This is a genomic window from Motiliproteus sp. SC1-56 (assembly GCF_017309075.1).
GTDB lineage: Bacteria > Pseudomonadota > Gammaproteobacteria > Pseudomonadales > Balneatricaceae > Motiliproteus.
Genome location: NZ_JAEMGS010000011.1, coordinates 97351 through 121049, shown reverse-complemented (window position 1 = coordinate 121049; position 23699 = coordinate 97351). Strand labels below are relative to the sequence as shown.

Sequence of the window (23699 nt, the reverse complement as noted above, 5' to 3'; positions counted from 1 at the left end):
TCGTTCCCTCTGTATTTGCTTAATAAATAACTTAACATAGGCCGCGCAATTCCGCCCTAGGGGCGTGGTTAATGCTTGGGAGATCGGATGAACTGGGTCTTTATCGTACTGATATTGTTGGCCATCGTTGGTTCTATGATGTGGATGATGCCGTCGCCGCGGCAACGGGCTCAGGCTTTGTTGCGGCAAAAGGCGATGCGCCTCGGGATTCAGGTGCAAATTTCCAGGTTGCTGTTTCCCCGTGCTCTCGGGGAGGCGGTGGCCGACGAACGCGACTGTACGGCTTATCGGCTAGCCAGAACCCAGGACCGGCGTCGCGGGCGCCAGGCGCCCGTGCCGTGGCAGATTTTCAAGGTGCGGAGCCACGCCAATACAGGACTGCCGGAGGGGTGGAGCTGGGGGCGAGGAGAAGGGCAGCTGACTTCGGAGCAACTGGCCCTGATCGCGGGGCTGATCGAGATTCTGCCTGCGGATGTCTACGCGCTCGAGTCGACACCGGTCTCTGCCGGGGTTTACTGGAACGAACATGGTGACCTGGATACGGTCGACCTGGTCTTTGAAAATCTGGAAAAAATGTTGGAGGCCAACCTGTGACTGGCAGCGAGCTGCAAACGCCGGCCGCACCGGAGCCGGGTCTCTATCGCCACTACAAGGGTGGCCTGTACCGGGTGCTTGGGGTGGCGCGACATTCAGAGACCGAGGAGTGGCTCGTTGTCTACCGCCCGTGTTACGGGGAGCAGGGGCTGTGGGTCCGCCCCTTGGCGATGTTTCTGGAATCGGTTGAGGTGCAGGGGCGGGCCACGCCCCGGTTCCTGCGTCAGGGCGAGACCGGCTGATTCGGGGCGGTTGCCTCGGGCACGTCGCTTGACTGCTCTTCGGCGGGCTGCGGCGCTTTGTTTTTCTTGAACGGATTAACTTCGTCGTTGAGCTTGTTAATCTCGGAAATCTTTTCCTGCTTGCGAGGGTCCCGCGTCGGCACTTTGCTGATGGTTACCTTGGCGTGCTTGAAGTGGGACATCGCCAGTGCGGTTTTGCCGCTGGCCGCAAAACGTTTGCCCTGTTCGACGTAGGCGTCCGCCTCGATTCGGTGATGGAGCCAAAGCAACTCGTTGCGGAACTCAGCGAATGCCGGTGGCGTGAGTTTGCCGCGCTGTTGCAGATGCCCGAGAATCTTGATCGCGTTGCGAAGTCCAGCCTGGGCGCGTTGAATGCCGTTGGCGCTGCTCAGGTTGGGTGCCGAGGGGCCGCCCCCTTCCCGCTTTTTAGCCTGTAGCTGTTGCGCCAGGTCGGACGTGGGGGTGAGTGCCGTTAGCTGGCTGATCAGATCGGTGGAGTAGCCTTCCAGCAATTCACGAATAGCCGCCGGTGCTGAGGCGGCTTGCAGTACCTGCAGCGCTTCGAGTACCCGCTCGATCTCCCCCTGGTACTGTTTCATGAGGCGCTGGCGTTGCAGACGCGCCTGCTCCTTCTGGTGGAAAAAATAGTTTACGCCAAGGGTGGTCAACACGATGGCCAGAAGGCAGATGATCAGTAGCAGAGTATTGGCGTTGGCCATGGTAAAAGCAGCCCTTAAACCGGACGGGTTGGAATCTCATCTATAGTACTCAAATCGCTGAATACAGACCAGAATCCGAAGGTGGCTGGCGAAGGTGGTAAAGGGTGGTGCGCTTGACCCTCGCTCATTGAGTCCGTATATATGTCGCTCGCAAGGCCATCCATCTCTGCAATGCCTTAATTCGAGTTTTTTATTCTATGGGTAAATCCTTAGTCATCGTCGAGTCGCCGGCCAAAGCCAAGACCATCAACAAATACCTGGGTAGTGGCTTTGTCGTTAAATCCAGTGTGGGCCATATTCGTGACCTGCCCACCAGTGGCGCGCGTAAGCCTGTCGACGCCAAGGCCCGAGCGAAAGCGGCCGCAGAAACCCGCAAACTCGACCCGGAGCAGCGGGCGCTGCACAAGCAACGCAAGGCCCGCGAACAGCTGATTGCCCGAATGGGGGTGGATCCTGACGCGGGTTGGGAGGCGCACTATGAGATCCTGCCGGGCAAGGAGAAGGTCGTTGAGGAGCTGCGTCGTCTGGCCAAGAGTTCCGATGCCATCTATCTGGCGACGGATTTGGACCGCGAGGGTGAGGCTATCGCCTGGCATCTGCGCGAGGCGATCGGTGGCGATGAGGCGCGCTACAAGCGGGTGGTCTTCAACGAGATTACCAAGAACGCCATCACCGAAGCCTTTGAGGCACCCTCGGAGCTGGACATGCACCGGGTCAACGCGCAGCAGGCCCGTCGTTTCCTGGATCGGGTGGTGGGGTACATGGTGTCCCCGTTGTTGTGGTCCAAGGTGGCGCGGGGGTTGTCCGCCGGCCGTGTGCAGTCGGTGGCCGTGCGCCTGATCGTCGAGCGCGAACGTGAAATTCGAGCCTTCGTGCCCGAAGAGTTCTGGGAGGTGGATGCCGACCTGATGACGCAGCGGGGCGCCAAGGTCCGCTTCGAAGTCACCAAGGAGGGCGGAAAAACGTTCCGTCCCACCAGCAAGCAACAGACCGAAAAGGCCCTCGACGCCCTTCACTCCGGTAGCTACGAGGTGGCAAAGCGCGAGGACAAGCCGACCCAGAGCCGGCCTGGCGCGCCTTATATCACGTCCACCCTGCAACAGGCGGCGAGCACCCGCCTTGGCTTCGGGGTGAAAAAGACCATGATGCTGGCCCAGCGCCTTTACGAGGCCGGTCACATCACTTACATGCGTACCGACTCCACCAACCTCAGTCGCGAAGCGGTCGAGGGTTGCCGGGCGTTCATCGCGCAGCAGTTTGGCGAAAAGTACCTGCCGGACGCGCCCATAACCTATTCCAGCAAGGAAGGCGCTCAAGAGGCCCACGAGGCAATCCGACCCTCCAATGTGGAGGTGCGTGCTGCCAATCTCACGGACATGGAACGCGATGCGCAGCGACTGTATGAGTTGATCTGGCGCCAGTTCGTTGCCTGCCAAATGCCGGCAGCCGAGTTTACCAGTACCCGCATTCAGGTTCGCTGCGGCGATTTCGAGTTGAGAACGCGGGGGAGAATCCTGCGCTTTGACGGCTTCCTGAAGGTGCAGCCCCCGGCCGGGAAAAAGGAGGAAGACGTCATTCTTCCCGAGCTGGAGCCTGGGGAGAAACTGATTCTGAAAGGGCTCGATCCCAGCCAGCACTTTACCAAGCCGGCCCCGCGTTATTCTGAGGCAGCGTTGGTAAAAGAACTGGAAAAGAGGGGCATTGGTCGCCCCTCCACCTATGCCGCCATCATTTCCACCATTCAGGACCGTGGCTACGCGAAGCTTGAGAACAAGCGTTTCTATGCCGAGAAAATCGGTGACATCGTCACTGACCGGCTATTGGAAAGCTTTGAGGACCTGATGGACTTTGGCTTTACCGCCAAAATGGAAGAGGCCCTCGATGACGTGGCAAACGCCAAGCAGGAGTGGAAAGCCCTGCTGGACCGTTTTTACGCGGATTTTCAGAAGAAGCTGGAGAGCGCGGAGGACCCAGAGCAGGGGATGCGTCCAAACTCTCCCACCGAGACCGATATTCCCTGCCCGAACTGCAATCGCCCGATGATGATTCGAACCGGCAGTACCGGTGTATTCCTCGGATGTTCGGGGTACGCACTGCCGCCGAAAGAGCGCTGCAAAGGCACCCTTAACTTGGTGCACGGGGATGAAGTGATCAGCGCTGATGCCGATGACGAAGCTGAATCTCGGCTGCTGCGTAAGAAGCACCGCTGTAAGCTTTGCAGCACGGCCATGGATAGCTATCTCGTTGATGAGGCGCGTAAGTTGCACGTGTGTGGCAACAACCCCGCCTGTCCCGGTTACGAAGTGGAGCAGGGGCAGTTCAAAATCAAGGGCTATGAGGGCCCGGTGATCGAATGCGACAAGTGCGGCGCGGATATGCAGCTCAAGACCGGCCGCTTTGGGAAGTATTTTGGTTGCACCGCCGATGGTTGTAAAAACACCCGCAAGCTGCTGCGAAACGGTGACGTCGCGCCTCCGAAAATGGATCCCGTGCCCATGCCGGAACTGTCCTGCGAGAAGGTGGACGACCAGTATGTTCTGCGCGACGGGGCATCGGGGCTGTTTCTGGCCGCCAGCCAGTTTCCCAAAAACCGCGAGACCCGCGCGCCCTTGGTGAGCGAGTTGGTGCCGCACCGGGACGAAATTGATCCCAAGTACCACTTCCTCCTTGAGGCACCGCAGCAAGACCCGGAGGGGAACCCGGCGGTTATCCGCTTCAGCCGCAAAACCAAAGAGCAGTACGTGATGTCTGAAGTGGATAAGAAGGCGACCGGTTGGCGGGCTTTCTACCAGGACGGGCGCTGGGTGGAAGAGACTACGAAAAAAACCAAGGCCAAGCCGAAAGCTAAATCAGCCGCTAAAAAGTAGCCGCCAGAGCCGGACTGCATTTGAATGACAGGAGTTATTGATGTCCAGCGTGTATATTTCCCGCACTAACCAGAAACTCAATTTTGCCCGCTTGCACCTGGATCAGCTCAAAGGAGCCCGTGAAAGCGTGGGTTGGAGCAAGCACGCGCTCGTGGAGTCGTTCAACGAGTCGGTACTGTTTCATCTGGCCTGCGCCTACGGCAGCCTGCTGCGTGAAATCGCTGAAGTTTACCGTGCCGAGCCGGCCAGTATCGATTCGCTGGAGCAGCTGGAAGTTGCACTCAGCGCTCAAGGAGTGGAAACCCCCGAGGTGCGCGAGCTGAAGCAGTTGCTCGCTGCAGAGGGCTGGTTGAGTGCAATGTTGGGCGCCTACAATGCTTGCTGGTCGGCGGAGGATAGGGTGCAGGCGCAAAGTGCGTCCCACGCCAGTCTCTCGGAAATTCACGTGATCCAGGTCAATCCGGATCACAATGAGGAGGGGGCTGTTATTGAGCAGCTTGAGCAGTGGCTGGATGGGTTCCGCGAACTGGTAGACCGGCTGCGCGCCTCGATGAAAGAGTGGTAAAGCAAACGTTCGTCGGGCTTGAAGTCACTGGATCGCGCCCCTAGCGGGGGCGCACCAGAATGGCATGGCTCTGGCCGTGCCGTGCGGCCGCTTCCAGCTCCTCGCGGTCTTGTTGGCGGAGATCGCCGGGCCAACTGATCACCGCATGGCAGGTGCCGGTTTCCAGCGCGCGCCGGGCCAGTTTAAGGGCGCTGTGGCTGCCGCTGGGCTGGAGCAGTATGATTTTGTTGATGTCGATCCCTGCCTGCAGCAGCCAGGCTTTGGGTAGTTTCAGCGGTGGTGCAATCCAGGCGAACCAGCGGTCGTCGCGGCTCAGCTGGGCCAGTAAAGGCATCAGCAGCTGGAAGTTGTACTCATCTTCATCGGCCAGGATGATTTCGGTGAGTTTGCCTCCCATTCCAAAACCCAGGCCTGTTCCCTGGCGGCGCGGGCGCGCTGTCGTGCGGTGGGGCTGTTCGCTCCGAATCAGTTCTAGTTGCATATCCATCAACTCCCTTGTCTCAGCACGCCCACGGCCAGTCCTTCGATGACCAGTGCTTGCTGTTCGAGATCGATTTCGATCGGTGAGAAGTCGGGGTTTTCGGCTATCAGCAGGACCTTGTTTCGGTCCTTTTGAAAGCGTTTCACGGTCACCTCGTCCTCGATGCGTGCGACGACGATCTGGCCGTTGCGGGCTTCGCGGGTTTGGTGGACCGCCAGCAGGTCGCCGTCGAAAATTCCTGCGTCAATCATGCTTAGTCCCTGAACACGCAGGAAATAGTCCGCTTTGGGGGAGAAGAAGTCGGGGGCGAGGTTGCAGTAGTTGTCGATGTGCTCTTGGGCCAGGACGGGGCTGCCGGCGGCGACGCGCCCAATGATCGGAAGCCCCTGGCTGGGTTCTTCCATGTCGGGTATGCGAATCCCCCGGGAGGTGCCGGGAATAATCTCGATGGCGCCCTTGCGGGCAAGGGCCTTGAGGTGCTCTTCGGCGGCGTTGGCGGAGCGAAACCCCAGCTCCCGCGCAATATCTGCCCGGGTTGGCGGATATCCGGTGCTTTCTATATAGTGCCGGATGCAATCGAGTACCTCGGTCTGCCGTTGAGTCAGTTTTATCATTGCTCGCTACGCCATCTGTTTTTTTGTACAGTATATGTGTTTTTATACAGCTGTCTAGCTAATCTACCGCGTTTTTTGGAATCTGCCTTTGAAATCAGTTCGTCGCGCCTTGGGATTGGGTGTCTCTGTTCTTGAGACGCTGGTACCGCGTAACCGCAAACGTACGCTTAAGGGTCTCAGTCTTTATCACTACCCGGCCTGTCCGTACTGCTTACGGGTTCGGTTCGCCATGCATCGCCTGGGGGTTGCTGTTGAGTGCCGCGATATCGACAGGCGGCGGCGTTGGCGGGAGCAGCTGGAGGGTGAGGGGGGTAAGGTGCAGGTGCCCTGCCTGCGGATCGCCGGTGGGGATGGTGATGTCTGGCTGTACGAATCCGCCGCAATTGTCGACTACCTGCAGGCGCGTGCGCGGGAGGAGGGGCGGTGAGCGATTTGCCCAAGGCCCTGCGCGAAGAAGTACAGGGTGCCTATCGTCAATACCTGGAAAGTAAGGGCTATCGGCCCCGCTACGGGCAGCGGCTGATGATCGCTGAAGCAGTGAAGGGGCTGCTGGGGGCGGAAGGGCGACCGGCCTTTGCCGTGGTAGAGGCGGGTACCGGTACCGGGAAGACGGTGGCGTATATGCTCGCGGCGCTGCCCGTGGCCCGTCATCTGGATAAACGCCTGGTGATTTCGACAGCCACGGTGGCCTTGCAGGAGCAGATCGTTTTTAAGGATCTGCCTGACCTTCAGGCCCACAGTGGCCTGGAGTTTACCTTCGAGCTGGCGAAGGGGCGCGGTCGCTATCTGTGTCTGAGCAAGCTTGATCAGTTGTTGCAGCAGCACGAGGAGCAGGACCCCAACCGGGCGCTTTACGAAGATGAGCAGGCGCTGCGACTCGATGAGGGGAGTTACGCGCTTTACCGGGAGCTTAGTGAAGCTTACGTGCGGGGTGACTGGGACGGCGACCGCGATAACTGGCCGGATGAGCTCGATTATCGACAGTGGCAACCGGTGACGACCGACCATCGCCAGTGCACCAACCGGCGCTGCGCACACTTCTCGGGGTGCAGCTTTTTTCGTGCCCGGCAGGGGCTGGAGCAGGCGGATTGTATCGTCGCCAACCACGATCTGGTGCTGTCCGATCTGTCCCTGGGGGGCGGGGCCATCCTCTCCGACCCCCAGGATACGCTTTATGTGTTTGATGAGGGGCATCATCTGGCCGATAAGGCGCTGCAGCATTTCAGCCACCGGGTGCGGGTGCGCGCTACCGGTGCCTGGCTTAAGCAGTTGCCCAAGACGCTGCACCGATTGCTAAAGGAGCTTGGCAATCCCGACGCATTGGCGCGTCACCTAGCCCCGACCGGTGAGCTGATTGAGACCGCGGTGCCGCTGCTGACGTCCCTGGATCAGTTGGGGCTTGAGCTGGAACAGCAGACCGGAAGCAGCAGGGAACGCGAGCAACATTTTCGTTTTTCAGGTGGGCAGCTGCCGTCGGCGCTGATAGAGCTCAGCGGTCAGCTGTCGGGAATCTTCGGCCGATTGGCGACCCAGCTGGATGCCAGTGTTGAAACCCTGAAAGAGGCGATCACTGAGCCTCTTATCGGTATTCCGCGGGAAGAGGCCGAGCGCTGGTTCCCGATTCTGGCGACGATGCAGGGGCGGCTGGAAAATGCCCTGGGGCTCTGGCGCGATTACGCTGCTGCGGCCACGGAAGGGCCTTTGCCCCAGGCGCGCTGGCTAAGCCGGTTGGAAAGCATCACGGATGGCGAGGATCGGGAGTTCTGCGCCAGTCCCATCCTCGCGGCTGAAGCGCTGCGCGAGCAGTTATGGGACAAGTGTGCTGGAGCGGTGGTGACGTCTGCCACCCTAACTGCGCTCGATCGCTTCGACCACCTGTTGCTGCAGACCGGACTGCCGGCCGATGCCCGCTTCTCCCGGGTGCCCAGCCCGTTCCAGTACGAGCAGGCGGCGGAGATCCGAATTCCTCGCCTGAGTGCTGATCCCAGCGACCCCCAGGGGCATGATGCCGCGGTGGTGGAAACCCTGGAGTCGGCGCTAAAACCCGACCAGAGCGCCTTGGTGTTGTTCACCTCCTGGCGGCAGATGCTGGCGGTACGGGACGCGGCCAGTAAGGAGTTGCGGGCCCGGATTCTGGCGCAGGGGGAGCACTCCAAGCAGGAGTTGCTGCGCCGTCACCGCGAGCGGGTGGATGAGGGCAAGGGGAGCGTGCTGTTCGGGCTGGCGTCCTTTGCCGAAGGCGTTGACCTGCCCGGCGCTTACCTGCAGCACGTGGTGATTGCCAAGATACCCTTTGGGGTTCCGGGTCATCCGGTGGATGCGGCGCTCTATGATTGGGTTCGTGAGCGGGGCGGGGACCCCTTTATGGAGCTTTCAGTGCCGGAAGCCTCGGTGCGCCTGATCCAGGCCTGCGGGCGCCTGATTCGCTCGGAGCAGGATCGAGGGGTGATTACCCTGCTCGATAACCGCCTGCGCAGTAAGCGTTATGGGCGGGCCCTGCTGGATGCGCTCCCCCCGTTTAGACGTTGTTTCGACTAAGGTGAATCAGTAGGCGTCTCGGCGCTTTTGCTTTACAATCCGGCAGCGGTTGTTACAGGGAGCGTGGCTGTTCGACCAGTCCTGGCCTCGGCGACCATCCCTCTTTTTCCTGGGAACGGAGATTTCTGTTGTTTAGCAAGTGGACCGAAAAGAACGATAACCCATCTGCCGCGCAGCCCGCGCGGGATGACACCACCTCAGAGCACACTCCGCGCAACCCTGCTGCCGCGGCTTCCTGGTCCCCTGATCAGTTCAAGGTGGCACCCGCTGAAGGCAAAGTGCGGTTTCACGATCTCGACCTTCCTGACGTGGTGATGCAGGCCATCGCCGACCTGGGATTTGAATACTGCACCCCGATCCAGGCCAAGACCCTGGTCCATACCCTTGAGGGTAAGGACCTGACCGGGAAAGCCCAGACCGGTACCGGCAAGACTGCCGCCTTTCTCATCAGCATCATTACCGATCTGATCGACTACCCCCTCGAAGGCAGGCGCAAGAAGGGCAAGCCGCGTGCCCTGGTGGTTGCACCGACTCGCGAGCTGGTGATGCAAATCGCCAACGACGCCGCGGGCCTGGTCAAGTATGCGCAGCTTAAAGTGCTGACCGTGGTTGGCGGCATGGACTACGAGCGCCAGCGCCGCCAGCTGCGCGAACAGGAAGTGGATATTCTGGTGGCGACACCGGGGCGCCTGCTCGATTTCAATGAAAAGGGTGATGTGGACCTCAGCGGAGTGGAAGTGCTGGTGCTGGACGAGGCCGACCGCATGCTCAGCATGGGCTTTATTCCCGATGTGCGCCGTATTATTCGCAGCACGCCGCACAAGAAGGATCGCCAGACGCTGCTTTTCAGCGCGACCTTCTCCTACGATATTCTCAACCTAGCCCGTATGTGGACCCTCGACGCCGAGCAAGTCGAGATCGAACCCGAGCGGGTCACCGCCGACACGGTGGAGCAGCAGGTCTACCTGGTGAGCGAGGAAGATAAATTCAACCTGCTCTACAACGTGGTCAACCAGAAACACCTGGAGCGGGTGATGGTGTTTGCCAACCGGCGCGACCAGACCCGCCGACTGTGCGAGCGGCTCAAGCGGGCCGGGGTTGCTGCGGATATGCTCTCCGGCGAAGTCACCCAGAAACAACGGGTGAAAACCCTGGAGGCGTTCCGCAGCGGCAAGATCAAGGTCCTGGTCGCCACCGACGTGGCGGGGCGCGGCATCCACGTGGAAGGCGTCAGCCACGTCATCAATTACAACCTTCCGGAGGACCCGGAAGACTACGTTCACCGGATTGGCCGCACCGGTCGGGCCGGTGCCGAAGGTGTCTCCTTCAGCTTCGCCTGCGAAACCGATGCGTTCATGCTGCCGGAGATCGAGGCGCTGATCGGTCGTAAGCTGGAGTGTATCCACCCTGAGGCGGCCTTGCTGAAACGCCCCGCCTAGGGCGAAGCCGGTGTCTGAAACAAGGAAGCGTTAGCCATGAGCGATTCGCTGCAAATAAGTGTGTTGGGCGGGGGCAGTTTCGGCACCGCCCTGGCCAATATCGCGGCAGGAAATGGGCATCGGGTCTACCAGTGGATGCGCAATCCGCAGCAGGCGGAGGAAATGGCCCTGAGCCGGGAAAACCGGCGCTACCTGCCGGGAACGGAGCTGCATGGCAACCTCCACCCGGTGACCGATTTCGAGTCCCTTGCCAGCGCCGATGTGATCTTCGTCTCCATCCCCAGCAAGCACTTCCGGGATGTGATGGGCCAGGTGAAGCCCTGGCTACAGGCAGGGCAGATGCTGGTCAGCACCACCAAGGGGGTGGAGGCCGGCAGCTTTAAACTGATGAGCCAGGTGTTGTCCGAAGAGGCCCCTCAGTGTCTGGTAGGGGCGTTGAGCGGCCCCAATCTGGCCAAGGAAATCGGCGCCCGGCAACTGACCGCCACCGTGATCGCCAGCCGTTCTCCGGAGCTCTGCAGCCGCGTTCAAGCGGTGCTTCACTGCGACTATTTCCGCGTCTACGCCGGCGCCGATGTGGAGGGCGTGGAGCTCGGGGGGGCATTGAAAAATATCTATGCCATCGCCGCGGGGATGTGCGCCGCCATGGGGATGGGCGAAAACACCCGCAGCATGTTGATCACCCGCAGTCTAGCCGAAATGAGCCGTTTCGCGGTGGCCCAGGGTGCCGATGCCATGACCTTTCTGGGGCTGGCGGGGGTGGGGGATTTGATCGCCACCTGCATGTCGCCCCTGAGTCGCAACTACCGTGTCGGCTATGCCCTGGGCGAGGGAAAAACCCTCGATGAGGCTGTCGGCCAGCTTGGTGAGGTGGCCGAAGGGGTCAACAGTATCCGTTATATCAAAGCTCAGGCTGAAACTGCCGGTATTCCCATGCCGCTGGTTAATGCCCTTTACGCCGTGGTGTTTGAAGGGCAGTCGGTCGCGAGCGTGGTGCGTAACCTTATGTTGCGTGAGCAGGCAACTGACGTCGAGTTCGAGGGTGCGAGCGCACCCTCGGCAAGTGAGGATCAGGGCTTAAGGTAGCCCGGTCGCGGCACGTTAAATTCCAGCCCCTGTTTGTTGAGGTAATCCTCCGCCTGGCGTACCGGCGCCTGAGTTGGGTAGAGCGCTATGGCGTGGGTGATCATCTCAGCTCCTTCCTGTTCCTGCCCGTTTTCATAGAGGGCAACCGCCAGGGCCGACATGATGCTGGCCTCGGGAATTACCTCCAGAAACGCCTCCGCCCAGTCGATGTAGCGCGGCAGTAGCGCCGGTTCCGGTTTGGCCAGGGCATAACGTAGCAGCCCCTGCATAGCGATAAACTCCGCGCGGTCCTGATAAAAGAGGTTCTGTTCGGCAAAACGCAATTTCTTGGCCTGCTCGGCTTGCGGCGCCTGGGTAAAGGTGACATCGGTCAGGTAGCGATTGGCCACCAGGCTGTGGCTCATAAACACGGTAACGAGGGTGGGGATTGCCACCCCGGTGGCAAGAACCAGCGGGCGTGCCATTCGAGATAGCCGCACCGGGCGGGTGCGGACATGATGACTGGCCGCGAGCGCCACCAGTAGCATCAGGGTCAGCCAGTGGAGTTGTGAAATATAGAATGGAAGCTCCACTTGGGTGTGTAGGGTGATGGGAATCACCAGGGCCAGGTAGGCGCCGCCCCGCTGCCATCCCAGCCGAAAGATCTGGCGTAAAAACGCAACCGCGACCACCAGCAGGCCGAGCAGTGCCAGCAGCCCGCCCTCTAGCCCCCAGAACAGGATTTCGTTGTGGGGATGGGTGAGCCGATCCTTGAGGAATGCGGCGTCGGGGTGTTTATCGTGATACAGGGGCTTGTAGTCGTGCCAGGCTTTTTGAAAGCCGCCGATACCGTGGCCCATAATGGGTGCCTGCTTAAACAGGTCCCAGCTCGAGCCATAGATCATCAGGCGCACGTCACCTCGTTGCGGGTCGTCGGTGCCGCTTGATACGGCTTCGAGCTTGTCCAGTGTCGAGGAAAAGCCGCCTGTTCGGCTTTCAAGCTGGGTGCCGATGCCGGCGCCAATCAGCACCGCGACCAGGAAAAAAACGCCGTAACGGGGCCGGTTCAGCAGCGGTCGCAGGCGGCAGGCGCCGATCAGCAGTAGTGAGATAGTCGCCGCTAGGAGGCCGACCCGCGAACCCGCGGTCAGAAGGATCATTGTATTTAGAGTGGCAGCGCTCAGCAGCAGGGCTTTGGCGGCTGCGGCGCTGCGTCGGAAGCCGGGCGCGGTAACCAGGTAAAAACAGGCGGCAAGGCCGGTGGCCAGGAAGGTGGCCGCCAGGTTTTGTTGCTGGAAGATCCCCCTCGGCACCCCGGGGGATTGCGGCAGCCATCCCAGCGGTGGAGACGTGATCGTCAGCTGGGCCAGGCATATCAGAGCCTGCAGCAAGCTGGAGGCAACCAGTACATAGAGCAGGCGCTCGCCCCAGCGCCGGTTGAGGGGGAACTGGGCCGCCGCGAAAAACAGCAGGACGCCGCCCCAGATGGCGAGGTTGCGAAACAGCCAGGAGACCGGGGTGGAAACCTCGTTGATCACCCCTAAAAGTGTGGTCACCGCGACGAAGAAGAGCAGGGGCAGGGTCAGTGGCGGAACCCGCACCTGGTTGCTGGTGAGCAGGCGAATCAGCCCCAAGCCGATGATAAAGGAGGTGAAAACCCAGACAACATTGTTGAAGGGGATGTACAGCCCCTCGCCGCCGAGATTATCCTGATAGTAGAGCGGGGCCAGCAAAAAAAGACCGCCGCAAAGGGCCACGAAAGCGCGGTTGAAGCGTAAAAGGTGAGGGCTTTCTGCTAGGCTCATCATCGTACTCCCGGGATACTGAGGTGACGATCATAGCGAAACTTGGTCCTATCGAATACCGCCCCGGTTTTTTTGTTGTGTTGTCCTCCACAAGGAGCGTTATGAACCTGTTTATTAGGCAGCGGTGCCGGTTGAATGCGCTTGTTTGCTGTTTTTTCTCTTTTCTTTTCAGCCTGATGGCGGTCGCCGCGACGGATGTCCCCGGCTCCAGTGACCTGCCCGGTATTCCCCGTTACCCGCTTTCCTACATTGTCGACTATCAACAGCAACCAGTGCCCGAATACCGGCTGGCATTGGGGCCTATGCGTAAAATCAACGGTGTGATCTCTCCCGAGCGTGAACGCTATGTCGAGGGCATGCTAACCCGCATCACCTACCGAATTCCTGCGGGGCACACCAGCAAGGAGGCATTTGATTATCTTTTCCGCTCCCTGGCGCTCAAGCCCGACCAGGTGCTCTATCAGTGCGCGGGGCGGGACTGCGGGCCGAGCAACCAGTGGGCCAATGCGCAGCTGGGGATTGCCCGTCTTTATGGGATAGATCGCGAGCAGTTTTACCTGCTGGCGCAGTTGGAGGGGGAGCGAGCCGGATACCTCGTGGCCTACGCGATTCGCCGGGGCAATCGCCGGGTTTACCTGCAAGTAGATCACGTTCGACCGCCGACAGAGGAGGTTGGTTCCGATCCGATCTCGCTGGTGTTGTTGTTGAGCGAGGGGCGGCGCGTGTACTTGGGTCTGGAGCCCTCTGAGTCGCAGGTCCAGGATCTGGCGCAGGCGCTCGGGGAGCTGCTGGAAGGGAATAGCGACCGCCAGGTCTGGCTGGTCGGGCATACCGACTGGCGGGGTGATCCGGGGGCTCGGGGCCCGGGCCGGGCAGCCGCCCGGCGCCTGGGTAGTCGTCTGGCGGCGCTGGGGTTGCCCGGAGAACGGCTGCACGTCGAGGGGGTCGGTTTCCTGGCCCCTGCCTACGACAGGGATGTTCCGGACCGCCGGATCGAGGTGCTGGTGCGGTGAGTGCGTTTGCGGTAGCCGTTGTCTCGGTGCCCGTCGCAGCCTAGCGGAGCAGGGAGAGGAACTCGGTGCGGGTGGCCGGGTTGTTTCGGAACAGTCCCAGCATCATGGAGGTTTTCATCAGCCCGTTCTGCTTTTCCACCCCCCGCATCATCATGCACATGTGTTGGGCTTCGACGACCACGCCGACGCCCGCTGCACCCGTGACTTCCATAATGCTGTCGGCGATCTGCTTGGTAAGGTTTTCCTGAATCTGTAACCGCCGGGCGTACATGTCTACGATGCGGGCGATCTTGGAGAGTCCGAGCACCCGTCCCGAGGGAATGTAGGCCACGTGTGCCTTGCCGACAAACGGCAGCATGTGGTGCTCGCACAGGGAGTAGAGCTCGATGTCCTTGACCAGCACCATCTCGCTGTTGTCGGAGTCGAAAAGCGCACCGTTCACCACCTCGTCCAGGGTCTGTCCGTAGCCTTTGGTCAGGTAGCTCATGGCCTTGGCGGCCCGCTCGGGAGTGTCCCGCAGACCTTCTCGATCCGGGTTTTCTCCGACGGCTCTGAGTATGGAGGTGAATGCGTCTTTCATGGCGGCTTCCGGGGAAAATAAAAAAGTGCGTACGCTACGCTAAAGCGGCGATGAGGTAAAGGGTGTATCCCGGTCTCGGCGCAACAGCACGTAAAGCGCGCCGGTGCCGCCGTCGACGGGTTGTGCTGAGGTGAAGGCCAGTACTGCCGACAGCTGGCGCAGCCAGTCGTTAACGTGAGACTTGATTATCGGGGCGGTTCCGTCCCCGTTGAGCGCCTTGCCGTGCACGACCAGGACGCAACGCAGGCCCTCGCGGGCCGCGTCCCTGATAAAGCGGCCCAGTGCTTCGCGGGCGTCGTCGACCCGGTAACCGTGCAGGTCGATGCCCTGTTGCCAGGGGATATGGCCCTTGCGCAGCTTGCGCAGGGTGTTGTGCTGCACGCCGGGAGCGGCAAAAACCAGGCTTTCTTCGGATGAAACCGGGGAGCATAGGGCGTCTGACAGGCCGCTACTCACGCCCTCGGTCTCCTCGACAGCCGCTTGGCGCCGGTAAAGGTGTCCCGGGCCGCGGGGGCGGACCGCTCCCGTGTCGGCACGGTCATGCCGGTGTCGCTGCACGTTGCCGATCAGATCGGCAAAGCAGGGCGTGTCTGCGGTATCAGGGTCGGACATGGCGCTTTATCAGCAGATTCATTACTATAGGATCCCATTTTACCCGCCCTGGCCGCAGAGGCCAGTGTTAACCGACGTATCCAGACATTCATGACTCCAAAAGATCCGGCTTTTGACGAGCTACACAGCATCCTTGACTTTATTCGCCTCGGTGCGGCCCGCTTTCGCCGGGCCGGGCTCTTTTTCGGACACGGCACTGATAATGCGTGGGATGAGGCTGTGCAGCTGGTGCTGCATGCCGCGGGTTTGCCCTGGGACGCAGATCCCCAGGTGATGCATGCGCGTTTATTGAAATCCGAAAAAGCCGAGGTGCTGAGCCTTTTTCAACGCCGCATCGAGGAGCGTTTGCCCGCCCCCTACCTGACCGGGGAGGCCTGGTTTTGCGACTTGCCCTTTTACGTTGACGCGCAGGTTCTGGTGCCCCGTTCACCCATCGCTCAGTTGATCCGAAACGGCTTCGAGCCCTGGCTTTTAGAGGTGGCGGTGGACAGTGTTCTGGATCTTTGCACCGGTAGCGGTTGCATCGGTATTGCCTGCGCTAAGGCGTTCGAAGACGCATCGGTGGATCTGGTCGACCTTTCTCCCGAGGCGCTTTCGGTCGCCGAGCGCAACATCGAACGCCACCGTCTGCAAGACCGGGTTAGGACGCACCAGGGTGATCTTTTTACAGGGCTGGAAGGGCGGCGCTACCAGCTGATCGTCAGTAACCCGCCCTACGTGGACCAGCAGGATTTCGAGGCCATGCCGGCGGAGTATCGTCATGAGCCGGTGATGGGGCTTATCTCCGGGGAGGATGGCCTGGATATCACCCGTCGGATTCTGCGCCAGGCCCTGGATTTTCTCACCCCTGACGGGCTGCTCGTCGTTGAGGTGGGTAACTCCGAGGCCGCCCTGCAGGCGGCCTATCCGGAAGTGCCCTTTATCTGGGTGGATCTTCCGGAAGGGGGGAATGGCGTTTTCGTGTTGAGCGCCGAGGATCTGGCGCGTTACCAGAGTCAGTTTTAAACCCGGCCTTCGGAGGCCGGTGAGCGGAGTCGAGCATGTCAGGAAACACAATCGGAAAGCTGTTTACCGTCACCACCTTCGGTGAAAGCCATGGGCCCGCCCTGGGCTGCATCGTTGATGGCTGCCCTCCCGGGGTTCCGCTTACCGAAGACGATTTGCAGGCGGATCTTGACCGGCGTAAGCCGGGCACCTCGCGACACACCACCCAGCGTCGTGAGCCCGACCAGGTAAAGATACTTTCCGGTGTGTTTGAGGGGCTCACTACCGGCACCCCGATCGGTCTGATCATCGAAAATACCGATCAGCGCTCCAAGGACTACTCCGATATCAAGGAAAGCTTCCGGCCGGGTCACGCCGACTATAGCTACGAGCAGAAGTACGGTCTTCGGGATTACCGGGGCGGAGGACGCTCATCGGCCCGGGAAACCGCGATGCGGGTCGCAGCCGGTGCTGTGGCCAAGAAATATCTGCGGACCCTCGGGATAGAAGTGCGGGGTTACCTTTCGCAGCTGGGGCCGATCCGGGCCGAGCAGCTGGTCTGGGAGGAGGTGCATAAGAACCCGTTTTTCTGCCCTGACCCGGACAAGGTTGAGGCGATGGAATCTTACATGGACGCCCTGCGCAAAGAGGGAGACTCCATTGGTGCCCGCATCAGCGTGGTGGCCAGCGGCGTACCGGTGGGGCTGGGTGAGCCCATCTTCGATCGCCTGGATGCGGACCTGGCCCACGCCCTGATGAGCATCAACGCGGTGAAAGGGGTGGAGATCGGCGACGGCTTTGCGGTGGTCGAACAGAAAGGCACCGAGCATCGCGATGAAATCACTCCAGAGGGCTTCCTCTCCAATCACGCCGGCGGCGTGCTGGGGGGGATCAGCAGCGGCCAGGATGTTGTCGCTCATATCGCGCTCAAGCCCACCTCCAGCCTGCGCCTGCCCGGGCGCAGCGTCAATAAGGCCGGCGAGCCGATCGAGGTGGTCACCAAGGGGCGTCACGATCCCTGTGTCGGAATCCGTGCCACCCCCATTGCGGAGGCGATGATGGCGCTGGTGCTGGTGGATCACCTGTTGCGCCACCGTGGGCAGAATGCCGATGTCAGCAGTCGGGTGCCGCGGATCCCCGCCCACGCTCCCGACCGCTGAGGGCTGTCATGGAGTGCCCCGGGAGCAGCTACTGGCGGCTCTCCTCGTTCTATCTGGCATATTTTGCGCTCCTGGGAGGGATTGTTCCCTTCTGGGGGTTGTATCTGCAGTCTCTGGGGTTTGATGAAGTCGCCATCGGCGCCTTGATGGCAATGTTAATGGCTACCCGCATCATCGCCCCCAACCTCTGGGGCTGGCTGGCCGATCGCAGTGGCCGCCGGGTGCTGGTCATCCGCCTGGGGGCTTTTGCCACCCTGGCTGTTTTCAGCTTTGCGTTCGAGGCGAAAGGATTTGGACAGCTGCTCTGGCTGATGTTCGGTTTCAGCTTCTTCTGGAACGGCATTCTCCCTCAGTTTGAAGTGGTGACCCTGCGTGCGCTCGGTGAGCATAAGCACCGCTACAGCCGGGTCAGGGTCTGGGGCTCGGTGGGTTTTATCCTTGCCGTCGTTCTCCTCGGTGCCCTGTTTGATTACGTGGAGATCGGTTATTTGGTGCCGATTCTCTGGGGGCTGATGCTGCTGCTGGCCCTTTCGACCTTGTGGGTTCCGGCAACGACTGAAAACGTTGTCTCTCGGCACCACGGAGCGCTGTCAGCAACTCTGCGCCGGCCGGAGGTGCTGGCCTTTCTGGGCGTCTGCCTGTTGATCCAGCTCGGGCACGGCCCTTATTACAGCTTCTACTCCATCTACATGGCAGAGCAGGGCTATGGCAAGGTGGCGATTGGTCTGCTCTGGGCGCTGGGGGTGGTGGCCGAAGTGGGGGTCTTTCTGGTGATGCACCGCCTGATCGCCTTTGTCGGGCTTCGTCGGCTGGTTCTCGCCAGTCTGCTGACCTGCGTGCTGCGGTGGTGGTTGACCGCGGGCTATCCGGACGTGTTGCCGTTGGTGTTGATCGCCCAGGTGCTCCATGCGGTGACGTTTGGCTGTCTTCATGCCGCTGCCATCGCTCTGGTTCATCATTTTTTCCCCGCCTCGACTCAAGGCCAGGGGCAGGCCCTGTACAGCAGCGTCGGTTTTGGAATCGGCGGAGCCTTGGGGGCCTATTTGAGTGGTGTGATCTGGAGTGGTTTCGATGGAGAGGCCATTTTCTGGTTTGCAGCGGTCGTGAGCCTCATGGGGTGGGTGGTGGCCTGGCGTTGGTTGAAACTGGCGTCCATGTGAGCGTGCGATGGGCTTGTTACACGCTTGGCGCATTCAAATAAAACGACAAAATATCCTTATCAAAGAATCTATTGTAGGATTGCCAGCAATAAGCTTTTAAAAGCATCGCGTGACTTGCATCGCTTGTTGTTATTTGTCCCCGCGAAACTGTTGAGCAGGAAATTACAAGCGAAAGGCGCTAATAATAAGACCAGCAGGGCTGCCCCGTTTAGGTCTGCCAGGATGAGGAAGAGTTAACTTGCGAATTTTAAGAAAGTACACCAACCGCCGCCTCTACGACACCTCTCGAAGCTGTTATATCACCCTTGAGGATGTGAAAGAGCTGGTCCTGGAAAACGTGCAGTTTCAGGTTCAGGACTCCAAAACCGGTAAAGACCTGACCCGCAACATTCTGCTTCAGATCATCAGCGAGCAGGAAGGGGAAAGCGCGGGCATGCTGACCAACCAGGTACTGCAGCAGTTGATCCGTTTTTACGGGGACAGCATGCAGGGAATGATGCGCCAATATCTGGAGCAGAGCATCGGTGCGTTTCTTTCCCAGCAGGACCGTATTCGCGAGCAGATGGAGTCGATGATCGATGCGGCCAATCCGCTCAATATGATGAACAAGATCGCCGACCAGAACATGGCGATGTGGAATATGTTCACCCCGGGCGAAGAGCCGAAATCAGCCAAGCCGGAGTCGGAGGCTGAAACGCCAAAGGCTGCTGCGGCCGGTGAAGACAAGCAGGCACCGGACGAGAGCAGCGGCAAGTAAGGCTATTGGCGCGCCTTTAGCCAACGTCCGATTAGCGCCGGCAGGCGCGCCTGGGCCTGCCGGCCCGCGAACACGCCGATATGGCCGCCGGGGAGTTCGTGGGCGCTGTAATCGCGGCTTCCGGTGATCGCCTCCAGTGCGATGGAAGCCGAAGGTGGGACCAGGTGGTCCCGGGCGGCATAAAGGTTGAGTACCGGTCCTTTGAAAGCGGCGGGGTCGACGGCGCGGTTACCGATTTTTAGACCGCCGGTGATCAGTGCGTTTCGCCGGTAAAACTGCTCCACAAATTCGCGGCAGGCTTCCCCCGCCAGATCCGGACTGTCCTGTATCCATTGCTCCATTCGCAGGAAGTTTCCTGCCTTCTCCTGATCCGCCAGCTGCATCGGCATTTCAAGTTTCTTCTGTATCCCCAGGCGTGCCGGCATCAGACTGTTGTAGAACTGTGCCAGCAGAAAGCCCGGCACGTTGCCGTAGGTGTCCAGCGCAAGTGAAAGGTCCAGTTCCCGGGTCAGTTGGCCCAGCAGGTTGTCGTCCGTGCGAAAGTCAACCGGTGTCACCAGGGTAACCAGATTGCGGACCTTGTTTGGGTTGAGGGCGCTGTAACAGAGGCTGAAGGTACCGCCCTGGCAGACACCGAGCAGGTTTAAGGTATCTTTGCCGGCGTGACTCAGGGTCTGGTCCACGCAGTGGTCGAGATAGTTGTTCAGGTAGTCGTCCAGGTCGAGGTGGCGGTCGGTCTGGTCGGGGTAGCCCCAATCGATCAGATAGACGGGAATGCCATGCTCAGTGAGGCCTCGGATCAGCGACCGATCCGGCTGCAGGTCAAGGATGTAGGGGCGGTTGACCAGCGCATAGACGATCAATAGCGGTGCGTGGCTTGGCGTGCCGCTGCGTGCGGGATAGTGAAACAGCCGGAGCTTGTCCTCGGCGTAAATCTGGGTGCGGGGGGTGCTGCCGACCTCAATCGGTCCGAGCCCCTGAAGGGTGGTCATTCCTTTCAGAAGGGTCCGGTTTAGGGCGACCATTTCGGCGGTCAGTGCGGCGGGGTCCAGGTTAAAACGCTTCATCGGCCTTCGGGGGCTTCAGGGGCCGTCGCGTGTACCTGCTTCTGGAGTGATTTCAGGCGCTGCTCGACCCGCTGCAGGGTTTGCTGCTGGGATTCTTGAGAGGCGCGAAGCTGGGCGAGCTGTTGTTCGCTCTGGCGCAGCTGTTTGCGTAGCTGATGATGGGCGCTGAGGAGGTCGCTATAGTCCTGTTGGGAAACCAGTCCCATTAGCCGGTATTCCGGCTCCCAGTAACGGCGGGCCAGCTGTTGCAGGGCCAGCGCGGCGTTGGCCAGGCGTCCAAAGCATGTTTGGTAATGCTCGCTCTGCAGCTGTTGGTGGTAGCAGTGCTCGTAACAGTCGATCCAGAGCCGGTGCAGCCCGAGCAGGCTTTCCGGCGGATCGGTGCGTAGCGTCTCGAACATGCGGGTGCGGGTCTGGCGGTTTACCCGGCGCAGGCACTCCAGGTATTCCTGCAGGGCGTCGCGGTAACGCCGGTAAAGTTTTTGCGCTTCGCGGGTGCGTTCGCGCCACGGTGGCATCGGCGGATGGCCGGGCAGATCCAGAGGAAAGCCGCTGCCCAGGGTCTGGGTTAGGCGCTCAATAAACGCCTCGATCTGGGGCGAGGGCTCCCAGTGGCGAGCGGTGTCCAGATCCGCTTGGTGCAGTAGCTGCTCGCAGAATGCTTCCAGCGCGTCCTCTAACTCGGGGATGTCATCCGGTGTTTTCAGCGCTCGCAATAGGCGTTCGCCGCACCGGCAGAACCCCTGCACCTGTTTCGCCATCGATTCCATCAGTTTGGCATCGAGGGGGGCAGTGGCAGCCTGTGCCTGCCGCCGGCAGGCTTCGAACAGTGTCTCCCAGTCCTCGGGAGCAGCGTTTTCATCCCCCAGCAGACTCTGCCAGAAGGCGTGTTGCGCCTCTAGCCAGTCGTGCAATGTCTGCTGTGAATTCTGCGTCACCGTTCTCCTCCCGGCCCGAATATGGGCAGTGCCAATGGTACCGGTCGTGCCCGGGAACTCAAAATTTGTTTTCCGAGTCGCCTGCCGATTCAAGCAGTTGAATAAAGGCCCGGGCGGCGTTGGAAAGGGTGCGTTCCTTGTGAACGATCAGGCCCAGAGGGCGGATGATGTCCTCGGGGGAGGCGGGGAGGACCTTAAGGGAGGCGTCGATCAGGGTCTCTGGCAGCAGGCTCCAACCCAGGCCGATGCTGACCATCATGCGGATGGTGTCCAGGTAGTTGGTGGACATGACCACCCGCAGATCCAGGTTCTGGGCCCGAAAGCTCTGTTCAACGATCTGTCGGGTGAATGTGGCCCGCCCCGGGAGTATCGCGTTGTAGTCGGTCAAATCCTGCAGGCGGACCTGGGAGCGCTGGGTCAGCGGGTGGTCCTGGGCGACGCTGTAGCGTAACCGGTCGGTCCAGATCGGGGTGGAGGCGATCTGTGGATGCGGGTCCGGCGAAAGGGTGATCACGGCCAGCTCAAGCTGGCCTTGCAACACGCGGTCGTAGGCGACCTCGGACTCGGCAAATTCCAGATCCAGTTCCACCTCGGGGTATTCCCGGGAGAAGCGCTTGAGCACCCGGGGCAGGCGGTGGAGGCTGATATGGTGGCTGGTGGCCAGGGACAGGCGTCCGCCCACGGTGCCGCTGAGGTTGGACAGCTGGCGCCGGGTATCGTCGATCTCCTGCAAAATTGACCGGGCCCGGGGCAGCAGTTGGGCGCCGGCCTCGGTCAGACTGACTTGGCGGCCGATGCGGTCGAACAGGCGCTGGCCCAGCAGCGCCTCAAGGTTGGCGATCCGCTTGCTGACGGCGGGTTGGGTCAGAAACAGGCGCTCGCCGGCGGTGGAAAAAGACCCCGTGGTGGCGACGCAGACGAAGGCGTTGAGGCTTTGGGCGTCCATTTCGAATTCCTTTTTGGAATGCAAAACATAAAAAAAATAAATTTGTGTTATTTAAACGCGCTCAATAGGATGCGGTCAAACCAATTCATCCATCGGCGAGTTAGGAGATGCACGAATGGCCGGCAAAACGCTCTATGACAAACTCTGGGACGCCCACCTGGTGCGAGAGCAGGAGGACGGCAGCGCCCTGATCTACATCGATCGCCAGCTTTTGCACGAAGTGACCTCTCCGCAGGCATTTGAGGGTTTGCGCCTGGCGGGGCGCCAGCCCTGGCGCCTGGATGCCAATCTTGCCACCCCGGACCATAACGTCCCTACCACAGCCAAGGAGCGGGCCATCGGGGTCGAGGGGATCGAGGATCCGGTTTCCAAAATCCAGGTGGCGACCCTGGACGAGAACTGCGACGAGTTCGGCATTCTCGAGTTTAAGATGAAGGACCAGCGCCAGGGGATCGTGCACGTGGTGGGGCCAGAGCAGGGCGCCACCTTGCCCGGAATGACTGTGGTCTGTGGCGACTCCCATACCTCCACCCACGGGGCCTTTGGCGCCTTGGCACACGGGATCGGTACCTCCGAGGTCGAGCATGTGCTCGCCACTCAGTGCCTGATCGCCAAGAAGATGAAGAACATGTTGGTGCGGGTCGACGGCGAGCTGGGTCCCGGAGTGAGCGCCAAGGACGTGGTGCTGGCGATTATCGGAGAAATCGGCACCGCCGGCGGTACTGGCTACGCCATCGAATTCGGCGGTAGCGCAATCCGGAGTCTCTCCATGGAGGGGCGCATGACCGTCTGCAACATGGCGATCGAGGCCGGCGCTCGTGCCGGCATGGTGGCGGTTGACCAGACCACCATCGACTACGTCAAGGGACGGCCTTTTGCCCCCGCCGGGGAGAGCTGGGCCCGTGCCGTGGAGGCCTGGGCAGACCTGCACAGTGACGTTGACGCGCGGTTCGATGAGGTGGTGGTGCTCGATGCCGCAACCATCAAGCCCCAGGTGACCTGGGGCACATCGCCTGAGATGGTACTTCCCGTGGATGCGCGGGTGCCTGACCCCGCGCAGGAGGTAGACGCGACCCGGCGCCAGGGGGTTGAGCGGGCGCTGGCCTACATGGGGCTGGAGGCCAATCAGCCAATCACGGATATCAAGCTGGACCGGGTTTTTATCGGCTCCTGCACCAATGCCCGCATTGAGGACTTGCGAGAGGCGGCCGCCGTGGTCAAAGGGCGCAAAGTGGCGGCTTCGCTCAAACAGGCGCTGGTGGTGCCGGGCTCCGGGCTGGTTAAGGCACAGGCCGAGGCCGAAGGGCTGGACCGAATCTTCACCGAGGCCGGTCTGGAATGGCGCGAACCGGGCTGTTCCATGTGCCTGGCGATGAATGCCGACAAGCTGGGGCAGGGGGAGCATTGTGCCTCCACCTCCAATCGCAATTTTGAAGGGCGCCAGGGTTTTGGTGGCCGCACCCATTTGGTCAGCCCGGCGATGGCGGCAGCGGCAGCCATCGCCGGTCACTTTGTCGATGTGCGCGAAATGTTGAACCAGGGCTAGGAGTCAA

General features: G+C 60.8%; 23 protein-coding genes. 14 read left to right on the top strand and 9 right to left on the bottom strand.

Annotated elements, in window-relative coordinates; genetic code table 11:
- Positions 1-87: 87 nt before the first annotated feature.
- Both JGZ97_RS13385 and JGZ97_RS13380 read left to right on the top strand, forming a co-directional pair.
- Complete coding sequence (locus JGZ97_RS13385) at positions 88-594, top strand: hypothetical protein (protein ID WP_207063141.1); 507 nt, start codon at positions 88-90, stop codon at positions 592-594.
- Positions 591-836: a DUF1653 domain-containing protein gene (locus tag JGZ97_RS13380; RefSeq protein WP_370584068.1), complete on the top strand. Its 246-nt coding sequence runs from the start codon at positions 591-593 to the stop codon at positions 834-836. The genes JGZ97_RS13385 and JGZ97_RS13380 overlap by 4 nt, the downstream gene beginning before the upstream one ends.
- Here the strand turns inward: JGZ97_RS13380 and JGZ97_RS13375 are convergent.
- The gene (locus JGZ97_RS13375) at positions 818-1555 is read right to left on the bottom strand and encodes a hypothetical protein (protein WP_207063140.1); all 738 of its coding nucleotides are present in this window, start codon (positions 1553-1555) and stop codon (positions 818-820) included. The two genes, JGZ97_RS13380 and JGZ97_RS13375, sit on opposite strands and share 19 nt — an antisense overlap.
- 197 nt (positions 1556-1752) lie before the next feature.
- Between JGZ97_RS13375 and topA the strand changes: the two genes are divergently transcribed.
- Both topA and JGZ97_RS13365 read left to right on the top strand, forming a co-directional pair.
- Positions 1753-4422 (top strand): type I DNA topoisomerase, encoded by a 2670-nt coding sequence (topA, locus tag JGZ97_RS13370; RefSeq protein ID WP_207063139.1) that lies wholly within the window; start codon positions 1753-1755, stop codon positions 4420-4422.
- Positions 4423-4462: 40 nt separating this feature from the next.
- Positions 4463-4987 carry a DUF6586 family protein gene (locus JGZ97_RS13365; RefSeq protein WP_207063138.1) on the top strand — a complete coding sequence of 175 codons (525 nt, stop codon included), beginning with the start codon at positions 4463-4465 and terminating at the stop codon, positions 4985-4987.
- A gap of 40 nt (positions 4988-5027) precedes the next feature.
- On the opposite strand, the gene JGZ97_RS13360 is transcribed toward JGZ97_RS13365, so the two are convergent.
- Complete coding sequence (locus JGZ97_RS13360; RefSeq protein WP_242521763.1) at positions 5028-5468, bottom strand: cell division inhibitor SulA; 441 nt, start codon at positions 5466-5468, stop codon at positions 5028-5030.
- Between the two features lie 5 nt (positions 5469-5473).
- A complete protein-coding gene (gene lexA / locus JGZ97_RS13355) occupies positions 5474-6082 on the bottom strand; it encodes a transcriptional repressor LexA (RefSeq protein ID WP_207063137.1) in 609 nt (202 codons plus the stop codon).
- Positions 6083-6170: 88 nt separating this feature from the next.
- Here lexA and JGZ97_RS13350 point away from each other — a divergent pair, with 88 nt between their 5' ends.
- The 4 genes from JGZ97_RS13350 (at position 6171) to JGZ97_RS13335 (ending at position 11145) form a co-directional block, all read left to right on the top strand.
- Positions 6171-6509, top strand: coding sequence for a glutathione S-transferase N-terminal domain-containing protein (locus JGZ97_RS13350; protein WP_207063136.1), 339 nt, complete (start codon positions 6171-6173; stop codon positions 6507-6509).
- On the top strand, positions 6506-8620 hold the full coding sequence (gene dinG / locus JGZ97_RS13345; protein WP_370584066.1) for an ATP-dependent DNA helicase DinG: 2115 nt from the start codon (positions 6506-6508) through the stop codon (positions 8618-8620). The genes JGZ97_RS13350 and dinG overlap by 4 nt, the downstream gene beginning before the upstream one ends.
- 128 nt (positions 8621-8748) lie before the next feature.
- Complete coding sequence (gene rhlB / locus JGZ97_RS13340) at positions 8749-10059, top strand: ATP-dependent RNA helicase RhlB (RefSeq protein ID WP_207063135.1); 1311 nt, start codon at positions 8749-8751, stop codon at positions 10057-10059.
- Between the two features lie 36 nt (positions 10060-10095).
- Positions 10096-11145 (top strand): NAD(P)H-dependent glycerol-3-phosphate dehydrogenase, encoded by a 1050-nt coding sequence (locus tag JGZ97_RS13335; protein WP_207063134.1) that lies wholly within the window; start codon positions 10096-10098, stop codon positions 11143-11145.
- On the opposite strand, the gene JGZ97_RS13330 is transcribed toward JGZ97_RS13335, so the two are convergent.
- Positions 11130-12929 (bottom strand): PglL family O-oligosaccharyltransferase, encoded by a 1800-nt coding sequence (locus JGZ97_RS13330; RefSeq protein ID WP_207063133.1) that lies wholly within the window; start codon positions 12927-12929, stop codon positions 11130-11132. The two genes, JGZ97_RS13335 and JGZ97_RS13330, sit on opposite strands and share 16 nt — an antisense overlap.
- A 101-nt stretch (positions 12930-13030) precedes the next feature.
- Here JGZ97_RS13330 and JGZ97_RS13325 point away from each other — a divergent pair, with 101 nt between their 5' ends.
- A complete protein-coding gene (locus JGZ97_RS13325; protein ID WP_207063132.1) occupies positions 13031-13942 on the top strand; it encodes a DUF4892 domain-containing protein in 912 nt (303 codons plus the stop codon).
- A gap of 40 nt (positions 13943-13982) precedes the next feature.
- Here the strand turns inward: JGZ97_RS13325 and folE are convergent, their stop codons facing one another.
- Both folE and JGZ97_RS13315 read right to left on the bottom strand, forming a co-directional pair.
- Positions 13983-14522, bottom strand: coding sequence for a GTP cyclohydrolase I FolE (gene folE, locus JGZ97_RS13320; protein WP_207063131.1), 540 nt, complete (start codon positions 14520-14522; stop codon positions 13983-13985).
- Positions 14523-14561: 39 nt separating this feature from the next.
- Complete coding sequence (locus JGZ97_RS13315) at positions 14562-15134, bottom strand: Smr/MutS family protein (protein WP_207063130.1); 573 nt, start codon at positions 15132-15134, stop codon at positions 14562-14564.
- A 90-nt stretch (positions 15135-15224) separates the two neighbouring features.
- Here JGZ97_RS13315 and prmB point away from each other — a divergent pair, with 90 nt between their 5' ends.
- The 4 genes from prmB to phaR all read left to right on the top strand — a co-directional run bounded on the left by prmB (position 15225) and on the right by phaR (position 19195).
- Positions 15225-16139, top strand: coding sequence for a 50S ribosomal protein L3 N(5)-glutamine methyltransferase (gene prmB, locus JGZ97_RS13310; RefSeq protein WP_207063129.1), 915 nt, complete (start codon positions 15225-15227; stop codon positions 16137-16139).
- Positions 16140-16174: 35 nt separating this feature from the next.
- Positions 16175-17278, top strand: a complete 1104-nt coding sequence (gene aroC, locus JGZ97_RS13305) for a chorismate synthase (protein ID WP_207063128.1) — start codon at positions 16175-16177, stop codon at positions 17276-17278.
- Between the two features lie 8 nt (positions 17279-17286).
- Positions 17287-18438 (top strand): MFS transporter, encoded by a 1152-nt coding sequence (locus tag JGZ97_RS13300; protein ID WP_207063127.1) that lies wholly within the window; start codon positions 17287-17289, stop codon positions 18436-18438.
- A gap of 238 nt (positions 18439-18676) precedes the next feature.
- A complete protein-coding gene (gene phaR / locus JGZ97_RS13295) occupies positions 18677-19195 on the top strand; it encodes a polyhydroxyalkanoate synthesis repressor PhaR (RefSeq protein WP_207063126.1) in 519 nt (172 codons plus the stop codon).
- A 2-nt stretch (positions 19196-19197) separates the two neighbouring features.
- Here the strand turns inward: phaR and phaC are convergent, their stop codons facing one another.
- Genes phaC through JGZ97_RS13280 form a run of 3 tightly spaced genes read right to left on the bottom strand, consistent with a single transcriptional unit; the run spans position 19198 to position 22146 of the window.
- Positions 19198-20262 (bottom strand): class III poly(R)-hydroxyalkanoic acid synthase subunit PhaC, encoded by a 1065-nt coding sequence (gene phaC, locus JGZ97_RS13290; RefSeq protein ID WP_207063125.1) that lies wholly within the window; start codon positions 20260-20262, stop codon positions 19198-19200.
- A complete protein-coding gene (locus JGZ97_RS18530) occupies positions 20259-21200 on the bottom strand; it encodes a poly(R)-hydroxyalkanoic acid synthase subunit PhaE (protein ID WP_207063124.1) in 942 nt (313 codons plus the stop codon). The genes phaC and JGZ97_RS18530 overlap by 4 nt, the downstream gene beginning before the upstream one ends.
- Before the next feature lie 58 nt (positions 21201-21258).
- Positions 21259-22146, bottom strand: a complete 888-nt coding sequence (locus JGZ97_RS13280; RefSeq protein WP_207063123.1) for a LysR family transcriptional regulator — start codon at positions 22144-22146, stop codon at positions 21259-21261.
- A gap of 115 nt (positions 22147-22261) precedes the next feature.
- Here JGZ97_RS13280 and leuC point away from each other — a divergent pair, with 115 nt between their 5' ends.
- The gene (leuC, locus tag JGZ97_RS13275; protein WP_207063122.1) at positions 22262-23692 is read left to right on the top strand and encodes a 3-isopropylmalate dehydratase large subunit; all 1431 of its coding nucleotides are present in this window, start codon (positions 22262-22264) and stop codon (positions 23690-23692) included.
- Positions 23693-23699 lie beyond the last annotated feature (7 nt).

What these genes read in the sequence shown, in the direction of transcription:
- JGZ97_RS13300 (WP_207063127.1), top strand. Translation starts at nt 17,287, where the DNA reads ATGGAGTGCCCCGGGAGCAGCTACTGGCGGCTCTCCTCGTTCTATCTG.
- JGZ97_RS13280 (WP_207063123.1), bottom strand. Translation starts at nt 22,146, where the DNA reads ATGGACGCCCAAAGCCTCAACGCCTTCGTCTGCGTCGCCACCACGGGG.
- prmB (WP_207063129.1), top strand. Translation starts at nt 15,225, where the DNA reads ATGACTCCAAAAGATCCGGCTTTTGACGAGCTACACAGCATCCTTGAC.
- JGZ97_RS13325 (WP_207063132.1), top strand. Translation starts at nt 13,031, where the DNA reads ATGAACCTGTTTATTAGGCAGCGGTGCCGGTTGAATGCGCTTGTTTGC.
- JGZ97_RS13385 (WP_207063141.1), top strand. Translation starts at nt 88, where the DNA reads ATGAACTGGGTCTTTATCGTACTGATATTGTTGGCCATCGTTGGTTCT.
- leuC (WP_207063122.1), top strand. Translation starts at nt 22,262, where the DNA reads ATGGCCGGCAAAACGCTCTATGACAAACTCTGGGACGCCCACCTGGTG.
- topA (WP_207063139.1), top strand. Translation starts at nt 1,753, where the DNA reads ATGGGTAAATCCTTAGTCATCGTCGAGTCGCCGGCCAAAGCCAAGACC.
- folE (WP_207063131.1), bottom strand. Translation starts at nt 14,522, where the DNA reads ATGAAAGACGCATTCACCTCCATACTCAGAGCCGTCGGAGAAAACCCG.
- JGZ97_RS13365 (WP_207063138.1), top strand. Translation starts at nt 4,463, where the DNA reads ATGTCCAGCGTGTATATTTCCCGCACTAACCAGAAACTCAATTTTGCC.
- phaC (WP_207063125.1), bottom strand. Translation starts at nt 20,262, where the DNA reads ATGAAGCGTTTTAACCTGGACCCCGCCGCACTGACCGCCGAAATGGTC.
- JGZ97_RS13330 (WP_207063133.1), bottom strand. Translation starts at nt 12,929, where the DNA reads ATGAGCCTAGCAGAAAGCCCTCACCTTTTACGCTTCAACCGCGCTTTC.
- JGZ97_RS13360 (WP_242521763.1), bottom strand. Translation starts at nt 5,468, where the DNA reads ATGCAACTAGAACTGATTCGGAGCGAACAGCCCCACCGCACGACAGCG.
- aroC (WP_207063128.1), top strand. Translation starts at nt 16,175, where the DNA reads ATGTCAGGAAACACAATCGGAAAGCTGTTTACCGTCACCACCTTCGGT.
- JGZ97_RS13315 (WP_207063130.1), bottom strand. Translation starts at nt 15,134, where the DNA reads ATGTCCGACCCTGATACCGCAGACACGCCCTGCTTTGCCGATCTGATC.
- lexA (WP_207063137.1), bottom strand. Translation starts at nt 6,082, where the DNA reads ATGATAAAACTGACTCAACGGCAGACCGAGGTACTCGATTGCATCCGG.
- JGZ97_RS13375 (WP_207063140.1), bottom strand. Translation starts at nt 1,555, where the DNA reads ATGGCCAACGCCAATACTCTGCTACTGATCATCTGCCTTCTGGCCATC.
- JGZ97_RS13335 (WP_207063134.1), top strand. Translation starts at nt 10,096, where the DNA reads ATGAGCGATTCGCTGCAAATAAGTGTGTTGGGCGGGGGCAGTTTCGGC.